We start from the raw sequence: 17,436 nt of genomic DNA, 5'->3' as shown, positions 1-17,436 counted from the left end.
CCCCCCCCCCCCCCCCGCGGCGCGCTCACGCGTCGAGCACCTGGCGCACCCAGTGCAGCAGGTCGGGTTCGGAGAACGGCTTCTCCACCAGTGCGAGTCCGGGCGCCAGGGTGCCCTGGGCGGCCAGGATCGGCTGGGCGTAGCCGGACATGTACAGCACCCGGCAGTCCGGGCGCAGCTCGCGCATCTTGGCGGCCAGCTCGGTGCCCAGCATGTGCGGCATGATCACGTCGCTGAGCAGCAGGTGGACCGGGTCCGTGAGGTGCTCGGCGAGCTTCAGCGCCTCCGGCCCGCCGGCCGCGGTGAGCACCCGGTAGCCGTTGCGGGTGAGGATCCGGCAGGTCACCTCGCGCAGCGCCTCCTCGTCCTCGACCACCAGCACGGTCTCGCCGCCGCGGGTGCGTATCCGGGGCGGTAGCGGCTCCGGCTCGACCAGTTCCGCGTCGGTGGCCGGGAGCAGCATGGTGAACGCGGTGCCGGCGCCGGGCGCGGAGTGCATGACGATGCTGCCGCCGGCCTGCGTGACGATGCCGTACACGGTGGCCAGGCCCAGGCCGGTGCCCTGGCCCTTGGGCTTGGTGGTGAAGAACGGCTCGAAGACGCGGACGGCGATCTCCGGGTCGATGCCGGTGCCGGTGTCGGAGACGCGCAGTTCCACGTGCGGGCCGGGGGACAGGTTCGGATGCTCGGCCGCGGTCCGGGCGTCCAGCTGGCGGTTGGCGGTGCCGATCGTGAGGGTGCCGCCCTCCGGCATGGCGTCGCGGGCGTTGACCGCCAGGTTGACCAGGATCTGTTCCAGCTGTCCGGGATCGGCCAGCACCCGCCGGCAGTCGGCCACCAGGTCGGTGTGCAGCTGGACGTGCTCGCCCAGGGTGCGCTGCAACAGCTGCTGCACCTCGCGCACCACGACGTTGAGGTTGAGCACCTGCGGCCGGACCACCTCCCGGCGGCCGAACGCGAGCAGCTGGTGGGTGAGTTCGGTGGCCCGCTCGCCGGCGCGCAGGATCTGCGCGATGTCGTGCCGGGCGGCGGTCCACACGCCGGTCGGGTCGTCGGCCGCGGCGTCGGTGATCTGCTCGGCGACGAACGCGGTGTAGTTGAGCATCACGGCGAGCAGGTTGTTGAAGTCGTGCGCCACCCCGCCGGCCAGCTGGCCGAGGCTCTCCAGGCGCTGCGACTGCTGCAGCTGCGCCTCCAGGCGTTCGCGTTCGGCCTGGTTCTTCAGGCGTTCCCGGGTGGCCTGCATCTCGAGGCGGTCGGTGACGTCGCGGATGGCGGACAGCACGACCGGGCCGTCCTCGGTGTCCAGCGCGGAGAGGCTGATCTCGACCGGGAACTCCACGCCGTCCTTGCGCCGCGCGGACAGCTGCATGCCGGCGCCCATCGGGCGCAGCATCGGCCGGGCGAAGTACCGGTCCCGGTGCGCCGGGTGCACACCGCGGGCGTGCTCCGGCACCAGGATCTCGATGACCTGGCCGATCAGCTCCTCGCGGGTGTAGCCGAACAGGTGTTCGGCCTGGGCGTTGGCCAGCGCGATCCGGCCGTCGCGGGCGATGCCGACGATGGCGTCCGGCGCCGCCTCGAGCACCCCGCGGAACTTCTCCTCGGCCCGGATCCGGTCGGTGACGTCGCGGACGGCCGCCACCACCAGCAGCCCGTCGCCGGTGTCGATGGACGACAGCGAGATGTCGGCCGGGAACTCGGTGCCGTCCTTGCGGCGGGCGGCGAGCTGGTTGCCCGGTCCCATCGGCCGGGGGCGCAGGTCGGTGAGGTAGCGGCGGCGGTGCTCCGGGTGCGCGCCGCGGTACGCCTCCGGTACCAGCATGTCGATGTTGCCGCCGAGCAGCTCCTCGCGGCGGTATCCGAACAGCCGTTCGGTCTGGGTGTTGACCAGCGTGATGGTGCCCTCGACGGTGACCGCCACGATGGCGTCCGGTGCGGCGTTGAGCAGCGCGGCGTCGCCCGAGCCGGCGAGCGGCATCATGGTCGCCGTGCGGTCCGCGGCCGGTGTGCGCACCCCATCTGTCGACGCTAACCGGGTGCGGGCCGTCCCGGGGGCGGAACGCCCGGATCGGGCCGGTACCGAACGGGCCATGCCGGGCGAACGGACGGGCGAACGTCGCCGGAGATCTGTCCTTTCCACTGTGTGGGACAGTAGGGTGCGTTGCAGCCCCCGGGATGTCACTCAGCGTTGAGGAAAGGACGGTGTCGGCTCGTGAAGGTCGGCATTCCCACCGAAGTCAAGAACAACGAGTTCCGGGTGGCCATCACGCCCGCGGGTGTCTTCGAGTTCACCCGGGCCGGGCACGAGGTGTACGTCCAGGCCGGGGCGGGCGCCGGCTCGTCGATCGGCGACGCGGACTACGTCGCGGCCGGTGCCACCATCCTCGACTCCGCCGACGACGTGTGGGGCACCGCGGACCTGGTGCTCAAGGTCAAGGAGCCGATCGCCGAGGAGTACGGGCGGATGCGCTCCGGCCAGGTCCTCTTCACCTACCTGCACCTCGCCGCGTCGAAGGAGTGCACCGACGCGCTGATCGACCGCAAGGTCACCGGCATCGCGTACGAGACGGTGGAACTGCCGGACCGGTCGCTGCCGCTGCTCGCGCCGATGAGCGAGGTCGCCGGCCGGCTCGCGCCGATGGTCGGCGCCTATCACCTGATGCGCTCCGGCGGCGGCCGCGGCGTCCTGATGGGCGGCGTGCCCGGGGTGTACGCGGCCAAGACCGTCGTGATCGGCGCCGGGGTCTCCGGCATGAACGCCGCCGCCATCGCGCTCGGCATGCAGTCCGAGGTGCTGGTGCTGGACAAGAACATCGCCCGGCTGCGCGCCGCCGACGCCGACTACCGCGGGCACCTGCAGACCATCGCCAGCAACGCGTACGAGATCGAGAAGGCCGTGGTGGACGCGGACCTGGTCATCGGCGCGGTGCTGGTGCCGGGCGCGAAGGCGCCGAACCTGATCTCCAACGACCTGGTGTCCCGGATGAAGGCCGGCAGCGTGCTCGTCGACATCTCCATCGACCAGGGCGGCTGCTTCGAGGACTCGCGGCCCACCACGCACGCCGACCCGGTCTACCCGGTGCACGGCTCGATGTTCTACTGCGTCGCGAACATGCCCGGCGCGGTGCCGCACACCAGCACGTACGCGCTCACCAACGTCACCCTGCCGTACGCGCTGGAGCTGGCGAACCGGGGCTGGCGCGACGCCGTGCGGCGCGACGCGGCACTGGCGCTCGGCGTCAACACCCACGACGGCCACGTGGTGTACGGTCCGGTCGCCGAGGCACACGGCATGCGGGTCCGGCCGCTCGCCGAGGTACTCAGCTGACGGTGCAGCGGGCGGTCCAGGCCTACCTCGACCACCTGATGGTGGAGCGCGGCCTGTCCCGCAACACCCTCGCCTCCTACCGGCGGGACCTGGACCGCTACCAGGCGACGCTGGCCGCGGCCGGCGTCGGCGACCTGGCCGCGGTCCGCCCGGCCGACGTGGCCGCGCATCTGGCCGGGCTGCGCGAGGGCGACGCCGACCACCCGCCGCTGTCCACCGCGTCCGCCGCCCGTGCGGTCAGCGCCGTCCGCGGGCTGCACCGGTTCGCGCTGCGGGAGGGCCTGACCCCGGACGACCCGAGCCGCGAGGTACGCCCACCGGCGCCGCCGAAGCGGCTGCCCAAGGCGCTCGGCGTGGATCAGGTGGAACGGCTGCTCGGCACCGCGGCCGGCGACGACCCGCTCGGGCTGCGCGACCGGGCGCTGCTGGAGTTCCTGTACGGCACCGGCGCCCGCATCTCCGAGGCCGTCGGCGCCGCCGTCGACGACCTGGACCTGGGCGCCGAGCACCCGGCCGCGGTGCTGCACGGCAAGGGCGGCCGCACCCGGCTGGTCCCGGTCGGCCGGTACGCGAAGGCGGCGCTGGAGGCGTACCTGGTGCGGGCCCGGCCGGCGCTGGCCGCCGGTGGCCGCGGCACCCCGGCGGTGTTCCTCAACGCCCGCGGCGGCCCGCTGTCGCGGCAGAGCGCCTGGACCATCCTGCACCGTGCCGCCGGGGCCGCCGGGCTGCCCACCGACGGCCCGCACGCGGTGAGCCCGCACACGCTGCGCCACTCCTACGCCACCCACCTGCTGGACGGCGGCGCCGACGTGCGCGTGGTGCAGGAACTGCTCGGACATGCCTCGGTCACCACCACGCAGGTCTACACGCTGGTCACCGTGGACCGGCTCCGCGAGGTGTACGCGACCGCCCATCCCCGCGCTCGTTGAGACATGTGCACCCGTGGCTTGCGACACGCCGAACGGCTGACCCCGGCCGGGCGGCGTGTGTGGCGTACAGTCGGGCATCGGCTGAGCCGACCCGCTGCGGACAACGGAATCCACACTCGGGTGAGAGGCTGCGGGTCGGGAGGGGGCGACGGACATGGCGGGCAACGGCGATCGCGCGGAGGCCTGGACTTCGGCGCTCCGGGAACAGCAGAGTTCCCTGGATCTGGGCGCCGACCTGGGTCCGGCCGACCCCACGGCGTACACGGTGCGCCGCCCGATCCCCGAGCCGATGCCCACCGATCGGCACGGCCCGGCGCGGATCATCGCCCTGGCCAACCAGAAGGGCGGGGTGGGCAAGACCACCACGACCATCAATCTCGGTGCCGCGCTCGCGGAGTACGGCCGCAAGGTGCTGCTGGTCGACTTCGACCCGCAGGGCGCCTGCTCGGTGGGTCTCGGAGTCAACCCGCACAACCTCGACCTGAGCATCTACAACCTGCTCATGCAGGACGACGTCACCGCCGAAGACGTGATCATCAAGTCCGACGTGGCCGGACTGCACCTGCTGCCGGCCAACATCGACCTGTCCGCGGCCGAGATCCAGCTGGTCAACGAGGTCGCCCGGGAGATGGCCCTGGCACGGGTGCTGCGCACCGTGCGCAAGGAGTACGACTTCATCCTGATCGACTGCCAGCCGTCGCTGGGCCTGCTCGCGATCAACGCGCTCACCGTCGCGCACGGCGTGCTGATCCCGCTGGAGTGCGAGTTCTTCAGCCTCCGCGGCGTGGCGCTGCTGCTCGACACCATCGACAAGGTGCGGGAGCGGCTCAACTTCGACCTCGAACTCGAGGGCATCCTGGCCACCATGTACGACAGCCGCACCACCCACTGCCGCCAGGTGCTGCAGCGGGTCGTGGAGGCGTTCGGCGACAAGGTGTACCAGACCGTCATCACCAAGACCGTGAAGTTCCCGGAGTCCACGGTGGCCGGCTCGCCGATCACGTCGCTGGACCCGGCGTCCTCCGGTGCCCGCAACTACCGCCAGCTGGCCCGCGAGGTCATCGCCGCCCAGGCCGAGCGCAGCTAGCCCGTCCTCGACCACCACTGAAGGTCTCCTGCCTTGCTGTTCGCGCTCGGCCAGCCGGTCATCTTCGCCGGCCTCGTCCTCTCCTTCCTGCTCGCGGTGATGCTGCGCGCCACGGCCATCCGGCTCACCGCGCGCCGCCTGCACCTCACCGGCCGCCGCGAACCGGTGACCCCCCGGCTGCGTGAGGACCTGGACCCGTTCGGCGCGGTCGCCGCCGCCGTCGGCGGACCCGGCTGGGGCAAAATCATCGACGTGGACGAGGTACCCCGCGCCGCCGGCCGCGGGCGGGCCGCCGCCGTGTTCGCGGCCGGACCGGTGGCCACCCTGGTCGCCGCGCAACTGGTCTTCCTCGGATTCACGCTGGCGTACCCGGACTCGCTGGACCTGCTGGGCCCGTCCGACGTCCTGCGCGGCCAGTTCTACGCCCCGTACCCCGCGCAGTTCCTCCTCGGTCTCGCCGTGGGCCTGCTCGCGTTCGGCCTGCTGTCGCTGATCCCGATGCCGCCGCTGGACGGTTTCGGCCTGCTCTGGTGCGCCCAGCGGGTGCCCGGCCCCGGCATGCAGGGCTACCGGTTGTGGTTCCAGGAGAAGAACATCGGCGTCATCGTGCTGCTGGCCTGCTGCTTCTTCCCGCTGTCGTACCCGCTGATCCTGCTGTTGATCGACCTGCTGGGCACCGTGTTCCTGCGCCTCTGGGGCTGACCGGATCCGCTCGGCCCGCCCGGCCCGCTCAGCCCGCCCGGCCCGCTCAGCCCGCCCGGCCCGATTAGCCGGTCGGCCCGATTAGCCGGTCGGCGTGGTGCCGGGCGGCGGCGGCCGGGGTGCTGCCGGTGGCCCGCGCGGTGTCCAGGACGGCGGTGAGCGTCCCGCCGATGCCGCGCACCCGGGCGGTGGCCTGCGCCGACGTCTCGTGGTGCAGCTCGACGGCGACCGCGTGGATGACGCCGCCGGCACTGACCACGATGTCCGGTGCCCAGAGGATGCCGCGCTCGTGCAGCAGGTCCGCGGTGGCCGGGGAGTCGAGCTGGTTGTTGGCCGGGCCGGCGATCGCGGCGCAGCGCAGCTCCGGCACCGACCGCGCGGTGAGCAGGCCACCGAGGGCCGCCGGCACCAGGATGTCGACGTCGGCGGTCAGGCAGTCGTGCGGACTGACCCAGGTGGCGCCGTACCCCTCGGCCAGTGCCCGCCTGCCGGCGTCCACGTCCGCGGCCAGCAGCGTGGCGCCGGCCTCGGCGAGCATCCGGGCCACGGACCCGCCGACCCGGCCCAGCCCGAGCACCGCGAAGCTCCGTCCGGCCAGGTCGGCGGAACCGAACCGGTGCGCGGCCACCGCGCGTAGCGCGGCCAGCACCCCCACCGCGGTGTACTCCGAGGAGTCGCCGCTGCCGCCGGCCGGCACCGGACGGCAGAACACCCACGGGGTACGTTCGGCGATCGTCACCATGTCGTCCGGCCCGGTGCCCACGTCCGGCCCGGTGGCATAGGTCCCGCCGAACGACGCGATCACGTCGCCCACGTCGTGCAGCAGATCGCGGCGCCCGGCCGGATCCAGAACCCGGCCCGGCGGCAGCGCGACCACGGTCTTGCCGCCACCGTGGGCCAGCCCGGCCAGGGCGCACTTGTCGGACATCGCGGCGGCCAGCCGCAGCGCGTCGGCCAGCCCGTAGCGCCAGTCCGGGTACTGCGCCAGCCGGCACCCGCCGAGCGCCTGCCCGAGCGCCGTGGAGTGCACCGCCACGATCACCGGCAACCCCGACCGCGCCCCGCGCTGCAGCACCACCCGCTCAGCGTGCAGATCACCAGACACCAGCACCCTCCTCCGGTCGCCCGTCAGCGTCGACGGTAACCAGACAACCGGTGCCGACCAGCCGATTCCGAACGACGTTCGCCGAGCGGCGCATAATGCCGGGTGTGGACGAACTAGATTCGGCGATCGTGGCCCATCTGCAGGCACACGCCCGGCAGACCAACCGGGAACTCGCCCGCGCGGTCGGCATCGCCCCCTCGACCTGCCTGGAACGGGTCCGCTCGCTCCGCGAACGCGGCGTCATCACCGGATACCACGCCGAGGTCGACCTTCCCGCCCTCAACCGCGGCGTCCAGGCCCTGCTGCACGTGCAGGTGCGGCCACTGAGCCGCACCGTCATCGAGGGCTTCAAGACGTACGCGATGGCCCTGCCCGAGGTGCTGTCCGTCTTCGTCGTGGCCGGTGGCGACGACTTCCTGGTGCACGTCGCGGTGCCCAGCGTGGACAGCCTGCACGCGTTCCTGATGGACAAGTTCAGCGGACGGCGCGAGATCGCCGGGTTCCGCAGCTCGGTGATCTACCAGCACGCCCGCAAACCGGTCATCGAACCCCTGGACCCCTGACCACCCGCATCACCTCACGGCCCCCGCGCCGTTGACCTTGGCGGGACGCTGGTTCCGACGTCATGGGGGTGGCAGGGTGAGCCGGGAGCAGGCTGTCACACCCGTGGTCTACGGTCAGCACGTGCCTATCGATCCGCCCGCCCCGGTCGTGGACCAGGCCGAGCCCGTCGCGGAGCCGGTCGTGGACCAGGCCGAGCCCGCCGCCGAGCCGGTCGCGGAGCCGGTCGTGGACCCCGACGCCGCCGAGGTCGACTCCGGCAAGTTCACCGTGCGGCTGGACAACTTCACCGGTCCGTTCGACCTGCTGCTGCAGCTGATCGGCAAGCACAAGCTGGACGTCACCGAGGTGGCGCTGCACCAGGTCACCGACGACTTCATCGCCTACATCCGCGCCATGGGCGACGACTGGGACCTCGGCGAGGTCAGCGAGTTCCTGCTGGTCGCCGCGACCCTGCTGGACCTGAAGGCGGCCCGGCTGCTGCCCGCCGCCGAGGTCGAGGACGAGGAGGACCTCGCCCTGCTGGAGGCCCGCGACCTGCTGTTCGCCCGCCTGCTGCAGTACAAGGCCTTCAAGGAGGCCGCCGCCCACCTGCTCGAGCTGGAAGCGACCGGCGCCCGGCGGTGGCCACGCGCGGTGTCCATGGAGCCACGGTACGCCGAAGCGCTTCCCGACCTGGTCCTCGGCATCGGGCCCGAGCGGCTGTTCAAACTGGCGCTCAAACAGTTCACCCCCAAGCCGGGTCCGCCCGAGGTCTCCATCGCGCACATCCACCAGGTCCGGGTCAGTGTCCGCGAGCACGCCACCCTGCTGCGCGAACGGCTCCGCCGGGCCGGGTCGGCCACGTTCACGCTGCTGATCGCGGACTGCGAGAACACCCTCGAAGTGGTGGCCCGGTTCCTCGCCCTGCTGGAGCTGTACCGCGAAGGCCTGGTGGAATTCGACCAACCGGTATCGCTGGACGAACTCACCGTGCGCTGGGTCGGCGGCGAGGACGCCGGAGAAGACCTGGACATCGACGACTACGAGGGCTCACCGGCACCGCCCGAGCAGGCGGAGGCCCCGCCGGCCGAGGCGGTCACCGACGCCGACATCGCCGCTCTGGCCAGGTCCGCGCCCACCGCCACCGACGCCGACATCGCCGTTCTGGCCGGGTCCGCGCCCGCCGCCGCCGACGACATCGCCGCTCTGGCCGAGTCCGCGCCCACCGCCACCGAAACCGACGACCCGCAGGAGAAGCCGTGAGCGACGAGCGCCCCCACTCCCTGGCCGCCCAGGCCGCGTCGTGGGTGCCGCCGTGGGAACGTGCGCAGCGGCCGCCCGACCCCGCCTACGCCGCGGCTGCCGACGAACCGGACGTCTCCGACGACATCGACGAACCGGACGCCCCCGCCGAGGGTGAGCCCGACCCGGACACCGACCACCCCGAGGCCGGCGATCCGGACGGCGCTGAGCCAGACGGCGGTGAGTCGGACGGCGGCTCGCCGGCGGCGGATGAGGTGCCCGCCGAACTCCCACCGCTGGCCGGCGAGTCCGGGGGCGCTCCCACCGTCGACGCGCCGCAGGATCTGCCGGGGGAGGAGCCGCTCGAACCCACCGAGATGGGCGGCGGACCCGAGGTACCCCTGCCGCCGTCGGTCTCCGCCGCGGTCGAGGACGCGGACAGCGACCTGCCCGGCATCCCGGTCGACGCGCCCCTCCCACCCGACGGCGACGACGCCGGTGACGTGTTCGACACCGCGGCCGACGACGAGGTCGACGATGCCGACATCGACCTCCCGTTCGCCGAGGAGGTCCCGGACATCGACGAGTCCTCCGCTGAGGATTCCTCGATCGACGAGTCCTCCGCTGGCGAGTCCTCCGCCGGCGAGGACGCCGCCGACGAGGACGCCGATCCGGCGGAACTGGGCGCCGGCGAGTCGGGTGCCGGTGAGCCGGGCGCGGCTGAATCGGGCGGGAATGAGCCGGATGCGGATCGGCCGGACAAGGAAGAGCCGGAAACCGGGGAAGAGACGGCGGTAGCCGCCGCGGCGGCCGGTGCCGCGGGACGTGCCGGCGGGGCGATACCGGTGCAGGGGCGCGGCAGTGGGGACCCGGCCGGTGCGGCCGGCGGCACTGGCCGACGTACCCAGGAAGAAGAACCGGAACCACCCGCGGAGATGGACGACGCCGAAATGCGTGCGGCGCTCGAAGCCGTGCTGCTCGTCGTGGACGAGCCGGTCGGCGAGATGCAGCTGGCGCAGATCCTCGAGCAACCCACCGAGCGCGTCGCCGCCATGCTGGAGGACATCTCGGCGCGGTACACCGCGGCCGGGCACGGCTTCGACCTGCGGCGCGCGGCCGGTGGCTGGCGTCTCTACACCCGGCCGGAATACGCGGCGTACGTCGAGCGGTTCGTACTGGACGGGCAGTCGGTGCGGCTCACCCAGGCCGCGCTGGAGACGCTCGCCGTGGTCGCCTACAAGCAGCCGGTGACCCGGTCGCGCATCTCGGCCATCCGCGGTGTGAACTGTGACGGCGTCATGCGTACCCTGGTCACCCGTGGCCTCGTCGAGGAATGCGGCACGGAGAGCGAAACCGGGGCCTACCTGTATCGCACGACCGTGCTGTTCCTCGAGAAACTGGGCCTCAACTCGGTCGACCAGCTGCCTCCGCTGGCTCCGTTCCTACCCGACGACGTGGAAGAAGTACTAGATGCCTCAGGCTGATCCGGCCACTACCGTGCGGCTGCAGAAGGTCCTGGCAACCGCCGGAATCGGATCCCGGCGCGCGTGCGAAGACCTGATCTTCCGCCGCCGTGTCACCGTCAACGGCCGCGTGGCCACGCTCGGCGACAAGGTCGACCCCGCCACCGCCGAGATCAAGGTCGACGGGCAGCGGATCGTCACCGACACGAAGATGGTCTACCTGGCCATGAACAAGCCGCGCGGGGTCGTCTCCACCATGGACGACGACAAGGGCCGCAACGAGCTGGCCGAGTTCCTCGGCACGTTCGAACAGCGGATCTTCCACGTCGGCCGGCTCGACGCCGACAGCGAGGGCCTGCTGCTGCTGACCAACGACGGCGGGCTCGCGCACAAACTCATGCACCCGTCGTACGGGGTGGCCAAGACGTACCTGGCCGAGGTGATGGGTCCGCTGCCGCGGTCGGTGGGGCGGGCGCTGCAGTCCGGCGTGGAGCTGGAGGACGGCCCGGCGAAGGTCGACGCGTTCCGGCTGGTCGACACGCTCGGCAAGACGGCGCAGGTGGAGATCACCCTGCACGAGGGTCGCAAGCACATCGTCCGGCGGATGATGGACGCGGTCGGGCACCCGGTCACCCGGCTGATCCGTACCGCGGTCGGGCCGATCCGGCTCGGCGACATGCGGCCCGGCGGGTTCCGGCACCTGTCGACCGCGGAGATCGGCGCGCTGTTCAAGGCCGTCGGGGACTGACGCGCGGCCCGGGTTCCGGAGCGCGCGGGGCGAACGGGCACAATAGGCGGGTTGACGACCCGGGTGACAGAGGAGGAACGGTGGCGCAAGAAGTACGGCCGGAACGATGTGTGGTGGCCGTCGACGGTCCCTCCGGATCGGGCAAATCCACTGTTTCCCGGCGACTCGCCACCGCCCTCGACGGCGTCTACCTGGACACCGGGGCGATGTACCGCGCGGTCACCTGGTCGGTGCTGCAGGCCGGCGTCGACCTGACCGACGCGGACGCGGTGGCGAAGATCGCCCTGGAGACCGAGTTGTCGATCGGCACCGACCCGGTCGCCCCGCACTTCCGGGCGAACGCGGTCGACGTCGACACCGCCATCCGCGGCCCCGAGGTCACCGGCGCGGTGTCCGCGGTCGCCGCCGTGCCCGCGGTCCGCAAGCACCTGGTCGACCAGCAGCGCGCGATCATCGCGTCGTACCCGCGGATCGTCGTCGAAGGCCGCGACATCTCCTCCGTGGTCGCCCCCGACGCCGACCTGAAGGTCTATCTGACCGCCTCCGCGGCCGCCCGCGCCGCCCGGCGCAGCGCCGAGGACGCCACCGACGTCGCCGCCACCGAGGCCGACCTGGCCCGGCGCGACAAGCTCGACTCCAGCCGGGCGGTGGACCCGCTGCGGCAGGCCGACGACGCGGTCGAGGTCGACACCACCGGCATGGGCATCGACGAGGTCGTCGCCCATCTTCTAAATTTGCTGAACAGCAAGGTGAGTTCGTGACTGAGTTCCCGGTCGAGCTCGACGACTTCGCCCGCGAGTCGTCGGAACCCGACACCGGCACCGCTACCGGCCCGGTGCCGGTCGTCGCGGTCGTCGGCCGCCCCAACGTGGGCAAATCAACTCTGGTCAACCGCATCATCGGCCGCCGCCAGGCGGTCGTCGAGGACACCCCCGGCGTGACCCGCGACCGGGTGCCCTACGACGCCAACTGGAACGGCCGCCGCTTCACCGTCATCGACACCGGCGGCTGGGAACCCGACGCCAAGGACCGCGCCGCCGCCATCGCCGCCCAGGCCGAGATCGCGATCCAGACCGCCGACGTGGTCGTCTTCGTGGTCGACACCACGGTCGGTGCCACCGACGTCGACGAAGCCGCCGTCAAGATGCTGCGCCGCAGCCACAAACCGGTCATCCTGGTCGCCAACAAGGCCGACAACACCGCCCTCGAACTCGAAGCCACCTCCCTGTGGTCCCTCGGCCTCGGCGAGCCCCGCCCCATCTCCGCGCTGCACGGCCGAGGCTCCGGCGACCTGCTCGACGCCATCCTCGACGCCATGCCCCCCGCCCCACCGATCATCGAAGGCATCGTCCGCGGCCCACGCCGGGTGGCGCTCGTCGGCCGCCCCAACGTCGGCAAGTCCAGCCTGCTCAACCGCCTCGCCCGCGAGGAACGCGCGGTCGTCGACTCCGTCGCCGGCACCACCGTCGACCCGGTCGACAGCCTGGTCGAGATGGACGGCGAGGTCTGGCAGTTCGTCGACACCGCCGGCCTGCGAAAAAGAGTCAACACCGCCAGCGGTACGGAGTACTACGCCTCCCTGCGCACCGCCGGCGCCGTCGAGGCCGCCGAGGTGGCAGTGGTCCTGCTGGACGCCGGCGAAACCATCAGCGAACAGGACCAGCGCGTACTCACCTCGGTGGTCGAAGCCGGCCGCGCCCTGGTCATCGCGTTCAACAAGTGGGACCTGGTCGACGAGGACCGCCGGTTCTACCTCGACAAGGAAATCGACCGCGAACTGAAGCGCATCCCCTGGGCCGTCCGAGTCAACATCTCCGCCAAGACCGGCCGCGCCGTCGACAAACTGGCCCCCGCGATCCGCCGGGCCCTCGCATCCTGGGAACAGCGCATCCCCACCGGCGCCCTCAACCAGTGGATCACCGCCCTGACCCAGGCCACCCCCCACCCGGTCCGCGGCGGCCGCGCCCCCCGGGTGCTGTTCTCCACCCAGGCCGGCGTGGCACCACCCAGGTTCGTACTCTTCACCACCGGCCCGTTCGACCCGGGGTACCTTCGCTTCGTGGAGCGCAAGCTGCGCGAGGAGTTCGGCTTCGAGGGTTCGCCGATCGAGGTGTCGGTTCGGCCCCGGAAGAAGCTCGGCCCCGGAGGGCGCGGCAAAGCCCACGGGTGAGCCGGTGCGAGGGTTTGCCGGTGGGGTTGGTAAGCTTTGCGAGTTGCTTCGCGCCGGGGTTCCCGGGGTGGGGTTTCGGGCTGTAGCGCAGCTTGGTAGCGCACTTGACTGGGGGTCAAGGGGTCGCAGGTTCAAATCCTGTCAGCCCGACCAGCATTTGAAGGCCGTTGGCAAGGACGAAAGTCCTGGTCAGCGGCTTTTCTCATGGACGTACATCGCTCAACCAAGATCGCTCTAGTGGATCTTGTGGTCACAGGCGTGGTCACAGACGGGCCTACCGTGGATGAGGTCAGCTCAGCTCTGTGACCACGGGGGTGCCCATCATGACCGTCGGCTCGTACCAGACTTCCACCAAGACGCTGTGGTTCTTCGTCATCGATCTGCCGCCCGGCGATGACGGCAAGCGGCGTCAGCACAAGCGACGCGGCTTTCCCAGCAGGACAGCGGCCGAAAAAGCCGAAACCGAAGCGTGCAAGGCGTTCGGCGAGGCAGCGATCGGCGCGGACGGCAGCGTCGCCGCCGAGCTTTCCGGCTGGCTGTCGGAGCGGGAACTCGACATCGAAGAAACCACTCTGGACAACTACCGCAACCTGTTCCGGATGTACGTGATCCCGCACATCGGCGGGCGGCAGCTCTACAGCCTGGACAAGCGGGTCGTGCAGGATATGTACAAGACGCTCGTGAAAGAGGGTGGCTCCGGGAAGAAGCCGTTATCGGAGACGACCGTCCGGACCGTGCACCGGGTGCTGATGAAGGCGTTCAAAGACCTCGGGATTGACCTCGGCGCAGTGCGGCAGCCGCGGCCGGCTCAACGCGAGGACCAAGGCCGTAAAGGCGTGTGGACGCCGAAGCAGTCGAAGCAGTTCCTCCAATTTCATCGTGACGCCCGCCTGTATGCGGCATGGGCGCTCGCGGTGGTCGCCGGGACCCGGCGCGGTGAGATTGCCGGCCTGAAGTGGGCGAAGGTCGATCTCGACAACGGGATCGTCTACATCCACTGGCAGCGCACCATTTCCGGCAACAAGGTCATCGAGAAGTCGCCGAAGGGAAAGAGCCGCCGTCCGATCGCGATCGGCCCTGCGATGGTTCGAGTCCTGCGCGAGCACAAGGCCCGCCAAGACGAGGAGAAGGCCGCCGCCGGGCTGCTGTACCACGATCACGACTGGGTGTTCCCGCGCGAGGACGGCGAACCGTACTACCCGCGCTATTACACCGACCAGTGGGAGAATGCGTGCCTGGCGGCCGGCGTGCCGGTCATCGTGTTGCACGACGCCCGGCACACCTCGGCCACGGCAGGAGCGGACGCTGGTGTTCCCGAGCATGTGATGCAGAAGCGGCTCGGTCACGCCGACGCCCGGACAACGCGCGAGGTCTACACCCACGTCCTGCCCGAGAGCGAACGCAAAGCCGCCGAACTGATGGATTCCGCTCTCGGTGAGGAAGCGGCTTGAGGACCCGGGGCGCGTCAGTGCCCCGGCCCGTCAAGGTGCTCGGTCGAGGCCGAACAGTCGAAGACAGTCCCGGACAACTGCCCCTGTTGCCTCGGTCGTGGTGCGCTTATCAAGGAGCGGCTCTCTCTGCTGGTGCCAAATGACGACGAGCAATGCGGGCCGAGGGAGTGCCACGACGGCAAAGGGGGACCCCGATGGCCAAGCGCGCATGGACGGTGGCGCAGGTGCGAGAACTCGGTATGGCGACGGACATCGAGACGGCGGCATCGGTGCTGGGCATCGGCCGGACCACCGCCTACACGCTGGCTCGATCTGGTGACTTCCCGGCGCCGGTCATCCGGGTCGGTCGGCGCTACGTCGTCTCCGTCGAGGGCCTGTTGACGGTCCTCGGCGCGAGCGGCTTGGCCCAGCCGGTCGACGACGAAGTTCCCTCGCACGGATGAATCACCGCAGGGCCGAAAGCGGGCGTCGACGCGGCCCGCTCACGAACGAAAGGGATGGACAGATGAGTGACTCGCAAGCTCAGGAGCCTGAACTCGACTGGCGCAGGTGGACCATGGATCACGCGAAGCTGGTCCGCGCCTTCGAGCCGGCTACCTTCGCCGACGGCGCCGAGGACACGCCGCTGCTCGCCGCGGGAGCGCTGATCATGGCTGCCACCCAGATCATCGACGAACTGTTCCAGGACATCGAAACACTGGCCACAGACGGCGGCAGCGTCGCCGACAGTGAAGGCGCCTACTTCGTGCTCGAGGACCTTCCGCAGCTCTTCGCCCACCAGTACAACGGGCGCTTTGCGCGCAACTTCCACGTCGCAACCGTCATGGTCACCGGCCGGTTGTCTGCGGAGCAGTGGACGCCGCCGGCGTCGGTCGGCGAAGCTCTCGCGCTGCACCTCGTCATCCAACGGGCGCAGCACCTGCTCGTAGATCACGAGCTCCTCGATCGAGACGAGGCCCGGGAGTTGTACCTCGGGTTCGAGGACGCTGCCTTCGAGGACATAGACCACGAGTGGCTCTACCGAGCAGACATGGACGGCTTCGAAAACGACAAGGAGTTCGCCGCCCGATTCGGCGCGACCGACATGCGCGTTCAGTCGTGGTTCCAGCCCACCGGCAATGGACCCGCACACGTGCACGCCTTCTCGATCGAATTGGAGACGCCAAAGCAAGCCTGACGCCGGCTGCACCATGACGATCGCGCCGATCGAATCGGATGCGACGGGAGAGGAGCGGGGGAGAGGCTGCCGGGCTGTAGAATCGAGCCAAGTCCTATGCCTGCCTCAGCATGCGCTGACGTCGACCGCCACACTGGCAGTGTGGGGGTCAGGAGAAGTGCGCGACCGGCTTATATTCGCGTATCCCAATGGCTGGCGGCGCTCTATGTGCGCGTCCTTATTCTTGCGGCGAGCTGCGCGGATTCCAAACACTTGACGCGATGGCCTAAAACCCAGGTTCCTAGGATGCTTTACAGACGGTGCCCCGCGAGGTTCGCCGAGATCATTCCTGCCGTGGCTGGCAGGGGACATGACATCGAAGGGAAGCCTCTGCCGACCCCTGCCCGGCTCTGTAACTCGAGTGCGGAAGCGTTGATGCGGTCTTGGAGCTGGGCGTGCTCGGCGAGTAGATAGAGCAGGTTTGCGCCGTCGATGAGTTCGATCGGTTTGCCGGACGCGAATTCGTATGAGGTGGGCCGTAGCCGCTGGTGGTGACGAGGATGCCTTTGGAGGCTCCTTCGTTTTGCAGGGTGCCGAACAGGTCGCGGACGGCGGAGACGTCGACGGGCGGACGGCGGAGACGTCGACGGTGTTTCGGATGAGTGCGTGAGGGTCGCCCGCCGGTTGTGCCACACGGTATGGCACATCCAGCGCGTTTGGTCCCAAGGGCTCTGCAACAGTCGCCTCAAGTCACCTATCGCGATGCTCCCACCACGCTCGTGACGTGGACACAGCCGTTCGGCTCGGCTATGTGCCGTTGTCGGCCGACCAGACCCGAAGGTTGTCGACGACCTGGAAGAGAGGTCGGCAGCCAGCGGTTCACCATCATGTCGTCCCTCGTGCCGGTCGCGCGTCCACGACCTCCACGGAGATCAGAGTGACGCCGAGGTCCCGGGTCTTGGTGAGAAGCCCGTGGAGTTCCGCGTGGTCCGCGACGGCGCCGGTCAGGCTTGTGGTGCCGTCCGCCGCGTGGGCCGGGGTGAGGTCACCGAACCAGGACGACCAGTGCTCGTCGAGGTGCCCGTCGACCCGCAGTCGGTAACCGGAGGCCCAGTCCTGGGGGAGTGTGAGTCCAGGCTCGGTGGTGGGCGATGTCACGGCGGCGGATGGCGGTGAGGCCGAGGATGATGGCGGCGGTCATGCCCGCGCCGAACGCGAGCCGGAACAGGTACGCCAGCACGCCGGTGTCGGGCTGGCGGGGATAGAGAGGGTCATCAGCAGTGCCGACAGGGCCACTGCCATGCCGAGCACCACCAGAACCCGTCCCGCCGCCCGATACTATCCGGGCCGGCGACACTGCAAGGCGGCGGAGAACTGGAACGCGGCGAGGATGGCGTAGCCGACCGCGCTGGCGATGTGCACGGCCACCGGCAGCGGCGACGAGGTGAAGCGCGGGTCTGTGGGCATCAACCGCGGCCGCCGGCCAGCTCGATCAGACGCAAGGAGCCG

General features: G+C 70.6%; 18 protein-coding genes and 1 tRNA gene. 14 read left to right on the top strand and 5 right to left on the bottom strand.

The window, feature by feature from the left end; translation table 11 throughout:
• Positions 1-25 precede the first annotated feature (25 nt).
• On the bottom strand, positions 26-2,017 hold the full coding sequence (locus tag LDL48_RS35300; protein ID WP_225259482.1) for a hybrid sensor histidine kinase/response regulator: 1,992 nt from the start codon (positions 2,015-2,017) through the stop codon (positions 26-28).
• A gap of 198 nt (positions 2,018-2,215) precedes the next feature.
• Here LDL48_RS35300 and ald point away from each other — a divergent pair, with 198 nt between their 5' ends.
• The 4 genes from ald (at position 2,216) to LDL48_RS35280 (ending at position 6,049) form a co-directional block, all read left to right on the top strand.
• Positions 2,216-3,331, top strand: coding sequence for an alanine dehydrogenase (gene ald, locus LDL48_RS35295; protein ID WP_225259481.1), 1,116 nt, complete (start codon positions 2,216-2,218; stop codon positions 3,329-3,331).
• Entirely contained in the window at positions 3,328-4,260 is a 933-nt protein-coding gene (locus tag LDL48_RS35290; protein WP_255629789.1) for a site-specific tyrosine recombinase XerD, read from the top strand. Before ald ends, LDL48_RS35290 begins: the two co-directional genes overlap by 4 nt.
• A 154-nt stretch (positions 4,261-4,414) precedes the next feature.
• A complete protein-coding gene (locus LDL48_RS35285; protein ID WP_225259479.1) occupies positions 4,415-5,347 on the top strand; it encodes a ParA family protein in 933 nt (310 codons plus the stop codon).
• Between the two features lie 33 nt (positions 5,348-5,380).
• On the top strand, positions 5,381-6,049 hold the full coding sequence (locus LDL48_RS35280) for a zinc metalloprotease (protein ID WP_225259478.1): 669 nt from the start codon (positions 5,381-5,383) through the stop codon (positions 6,047-6,049).
• Positions 6,050-6,113: 64 nt separating this feature from the next.
• Here LDL48_RS35280 and LDL48_RS35275 read toward each other — a convergent pair whose 3' ends face one another.
• On the bottom strand, positions 6,114-7,154 hold the full coding sequence (locus LDL48_RS35275) for a Glu/Leu/Phe/Val dehydrogenase dimerization domain-containing protein (protein WP_225259477.1): 1,041 nt from the start codon (positions 7,152-7,154) through the stop codon (positions 6,114-6,116).
• A 95-nt stretch (positions 7,155-7,249) separates the two neighbouring features.
• Between LDL48_RS35275 and LDL48_RS35270 the strand changes: the two genes are divergently transcribed.
• The 10 genes from LDL48_RS35270 to LDL48_RS35225 all read left to right on the top strand — a co-directional run bounded on the left by LDL48_RS35270 (position 7,250) and on the right by LDL48_RS35225 (position 15,948).
• Positions 7,250-7,717 carry an Lrp/AsnC family transcriptional regulator gene (locus tag LDL48_RS35270; RefSeq protein ID WP_225259476.1) on the top strand — a complete coding sequence of 156 codons (468 nt, stop codon included), beginning with the start codon at positions 7,250-7,252 and terminating at the stop codon, positions 7,715-7,717.
• 103 nt (positions 7,718-7,820) lie between these two features.
• The gene (locus LDL48_RS35265; protein ID WP_372472262.1) at positions 7,821-8,960 is read left to right on the top strand and encodes a segregation and condensation protein A; all 1,140 of its coding nucleotides are present in this window, start codon (positions 7,821-7,823) and stop codon (positions 8,958-8,960) included.
• Positions 8,957-10,423, top strand: a complete 1,467-nt coding sequence (gene scpB / locus LDL48_RS35260; protein ID WP_372472259.1) for an SMC-Scp complex subunit ScpB — start codon at positions 8,957-8,959, stop codon at positions 10,421-10,423. Before LDL48_RS35265 ends, scpB begins: the two co-directional genes overlap by 4 nt.
• On the top strand, positions 10,410-11,150 hold the full coding sequence (locus tag LDL48_RS35255) for a pseudouridine synthase (protein ID WP_225259475.1): 741 nt from the start codon (positions 10,410-10,412) through the stop codon (positions 11,148-11,150). The genes scpB and LDL48_RS35255 overlap by 14 nt, the downstream gene beginning before the upstream one ends.
• A gap of 80 nt (positions 11,151-11,230) precedes the next feature.
• Entirely contained in the window at positions 11,231-11,911 is a 681-nt protein-coding gene (gene cmk / locus LDL48_RS35250) for a (d)CMP kinase (protein WP_225259474.1), read from the top strand.
• The gene (der, locus tag LDL48_RS35245) at positions 11,908-13,320 is read left to right on the top strand and encodes a ribosome biogenesis GTPase Der (RefSeq protein WP_225259473.1); all 1,413 of its coding nucleotides are present in this window, start codon (positions 11,908-11,910) and stop codon (positions 13,318-13,320) included. The genes cmk and der overlap by 4 nt, the downstream gene beginning before the upstream one ends.
• Before the next feature lie 76 nt (positions 13,321-13,396).
• Positions 13,397-13,473, top strand: a tRNA-Pro gene (locus LDL48_RS35240).
• A gap of 170 nt (positions 13,474-13,643) precedes the next feature.
• Positions 13,644-14,771 carry a site-specific integrase gene (locus LDL48_RS35235; RefSeq protein WP_225259472.1) on the top strand — a complete coding sequence of 376 codons (1,128 nt, stop codon included), beginning with the start codon at positions 13,644-13,646 and terminating at the stop codon, positions 14,769-14,771.
• A gap of 194 nt (positions 14,772-14,965) precedes the next feature.
• Entirely contained in the window at positions 14,966-15,214 is a 249-nt protein-coding gene (locus tag LDL48_RS35230; RefSeq protein ID WP_225259471.1) for a helix-turn-helix domain-containing protein, read from the top strand.
• Between the two features lie 62 nt (positions 15,215-15,276).
• Positions 15,277-15,948, top strand: a complete 672-nt coding sequence (locus LDL48_RS35225; protein WP_225259470.1) for a hypothetical protein — start codon at positions 15,277-15,279, stop codon at positions 15,946-15,948.
• A 322-nt stretch (positions 15,949-16,270) separates the two neighbouring features.
• Here the strand turns inward: LDL48_RS35225 and LDL48_RS45245 are convergent, their stop codons facing one another.
• The 3 genes from LDL48_RS45245 to LDL48_RS43925 form a co-directional block, all read right to left on the bottom strand.
• On the bottom strand, positions 16,271-16,627 hold the full coding sequence (locus LDL48_RS45245) for a restriction endonuclease (protein WP_225259487.1): 357 nt from the start codon (positions 16,625-16,627) through the stop codon (positions 16,271-16,273).
• Positions 16,628-16,812: 185 nt separating this feature from the next.
• Entirely contained in the window at positions 16,813-17,085 is a 273-nt protein-coding gene (locus LDL48_RS35215; RefSeq protein ID WP_225259469.1) for a DUF8691 family protein, read from the bottom strand.
• A 180-nt stretch (positions 17,086-17,265) separates the two neighbouring features.
• Positions 17,266-17,394, bottom strand: coding sequence for a hypothetical protein (locus LDL48_RS43925; protein WP_255629773.1), 129 nt, complete (start codon positions 17,392-17,394; stop codon positions 17,266-17,268).
• Positions 17,395-17,436: the final 42 nt, after the last annotated feature.

It is taken from the genome of Jidongwangia harbinensis (assembly GCF_020216025.1).
Lineage (GTDB): Bacteria > Actinomycetota > Actinomycetes > Mycobacteriales > Micromonosporaceae > Actinoplanes > Actinoplanes harbinensis.
This window is presented reverse-complemented; position numbering and strand designations above follow the sequence as displayed.

Bases quoted from the DNA above. Each gene is read 5' to 3' on its own strand.
- LDL48_RS35255 (WP_225259475.1), top strand. From the start codon at position 10,410: ATGCCTCAGGCTGATCCGGCCACTACCGTGCGGCTGCAGAAGGTCCTG.
- LDL48_RS43925 (WP_255629773.1), bottom strand. From the start codon at position 17,394: ATGCCCACAGACCCGCGCTTCACCTCGTCGCCGCTGCCGGTGGCCGTG.
- LDL48_RS35285 (WP_225259479.1), top strand. From the start codon at position 4,415: ATGGCGGGCAACGGCGATCGCGCGGAGGCCTGGACTTCGGCGCTCCGG.
- LDL48_RS35230 (WP_225259471.1), top strand. From the start codon at position 14,966: ATGGCCAAGCGCGCATGGACGGTGGCGCAGGTGCGAGAACTCGGTATG.
- LDL48_RS35235 (WP_225259472.1), top strand. From the start codon at position 13,644: ATGACCGTCGGCTCGTACCAGACTTCCACCAAGACGCTGTGGTTCTTC.
- LDL48_RS35225 (WP_225259470.1), top strand. From the start codon at position 15,277: ATGAGTGACTCGCAAGCTCAGGAGCCTGAACTCGACTGGCGCAGGTGG.
- LDL48_RS35270 (WP_225259476.1), top strand. From the start codon at position 7,250: ATGCCGGGTGTGGACGAACTAGATTCGGCGATCGTGGCCCATCTGCAG.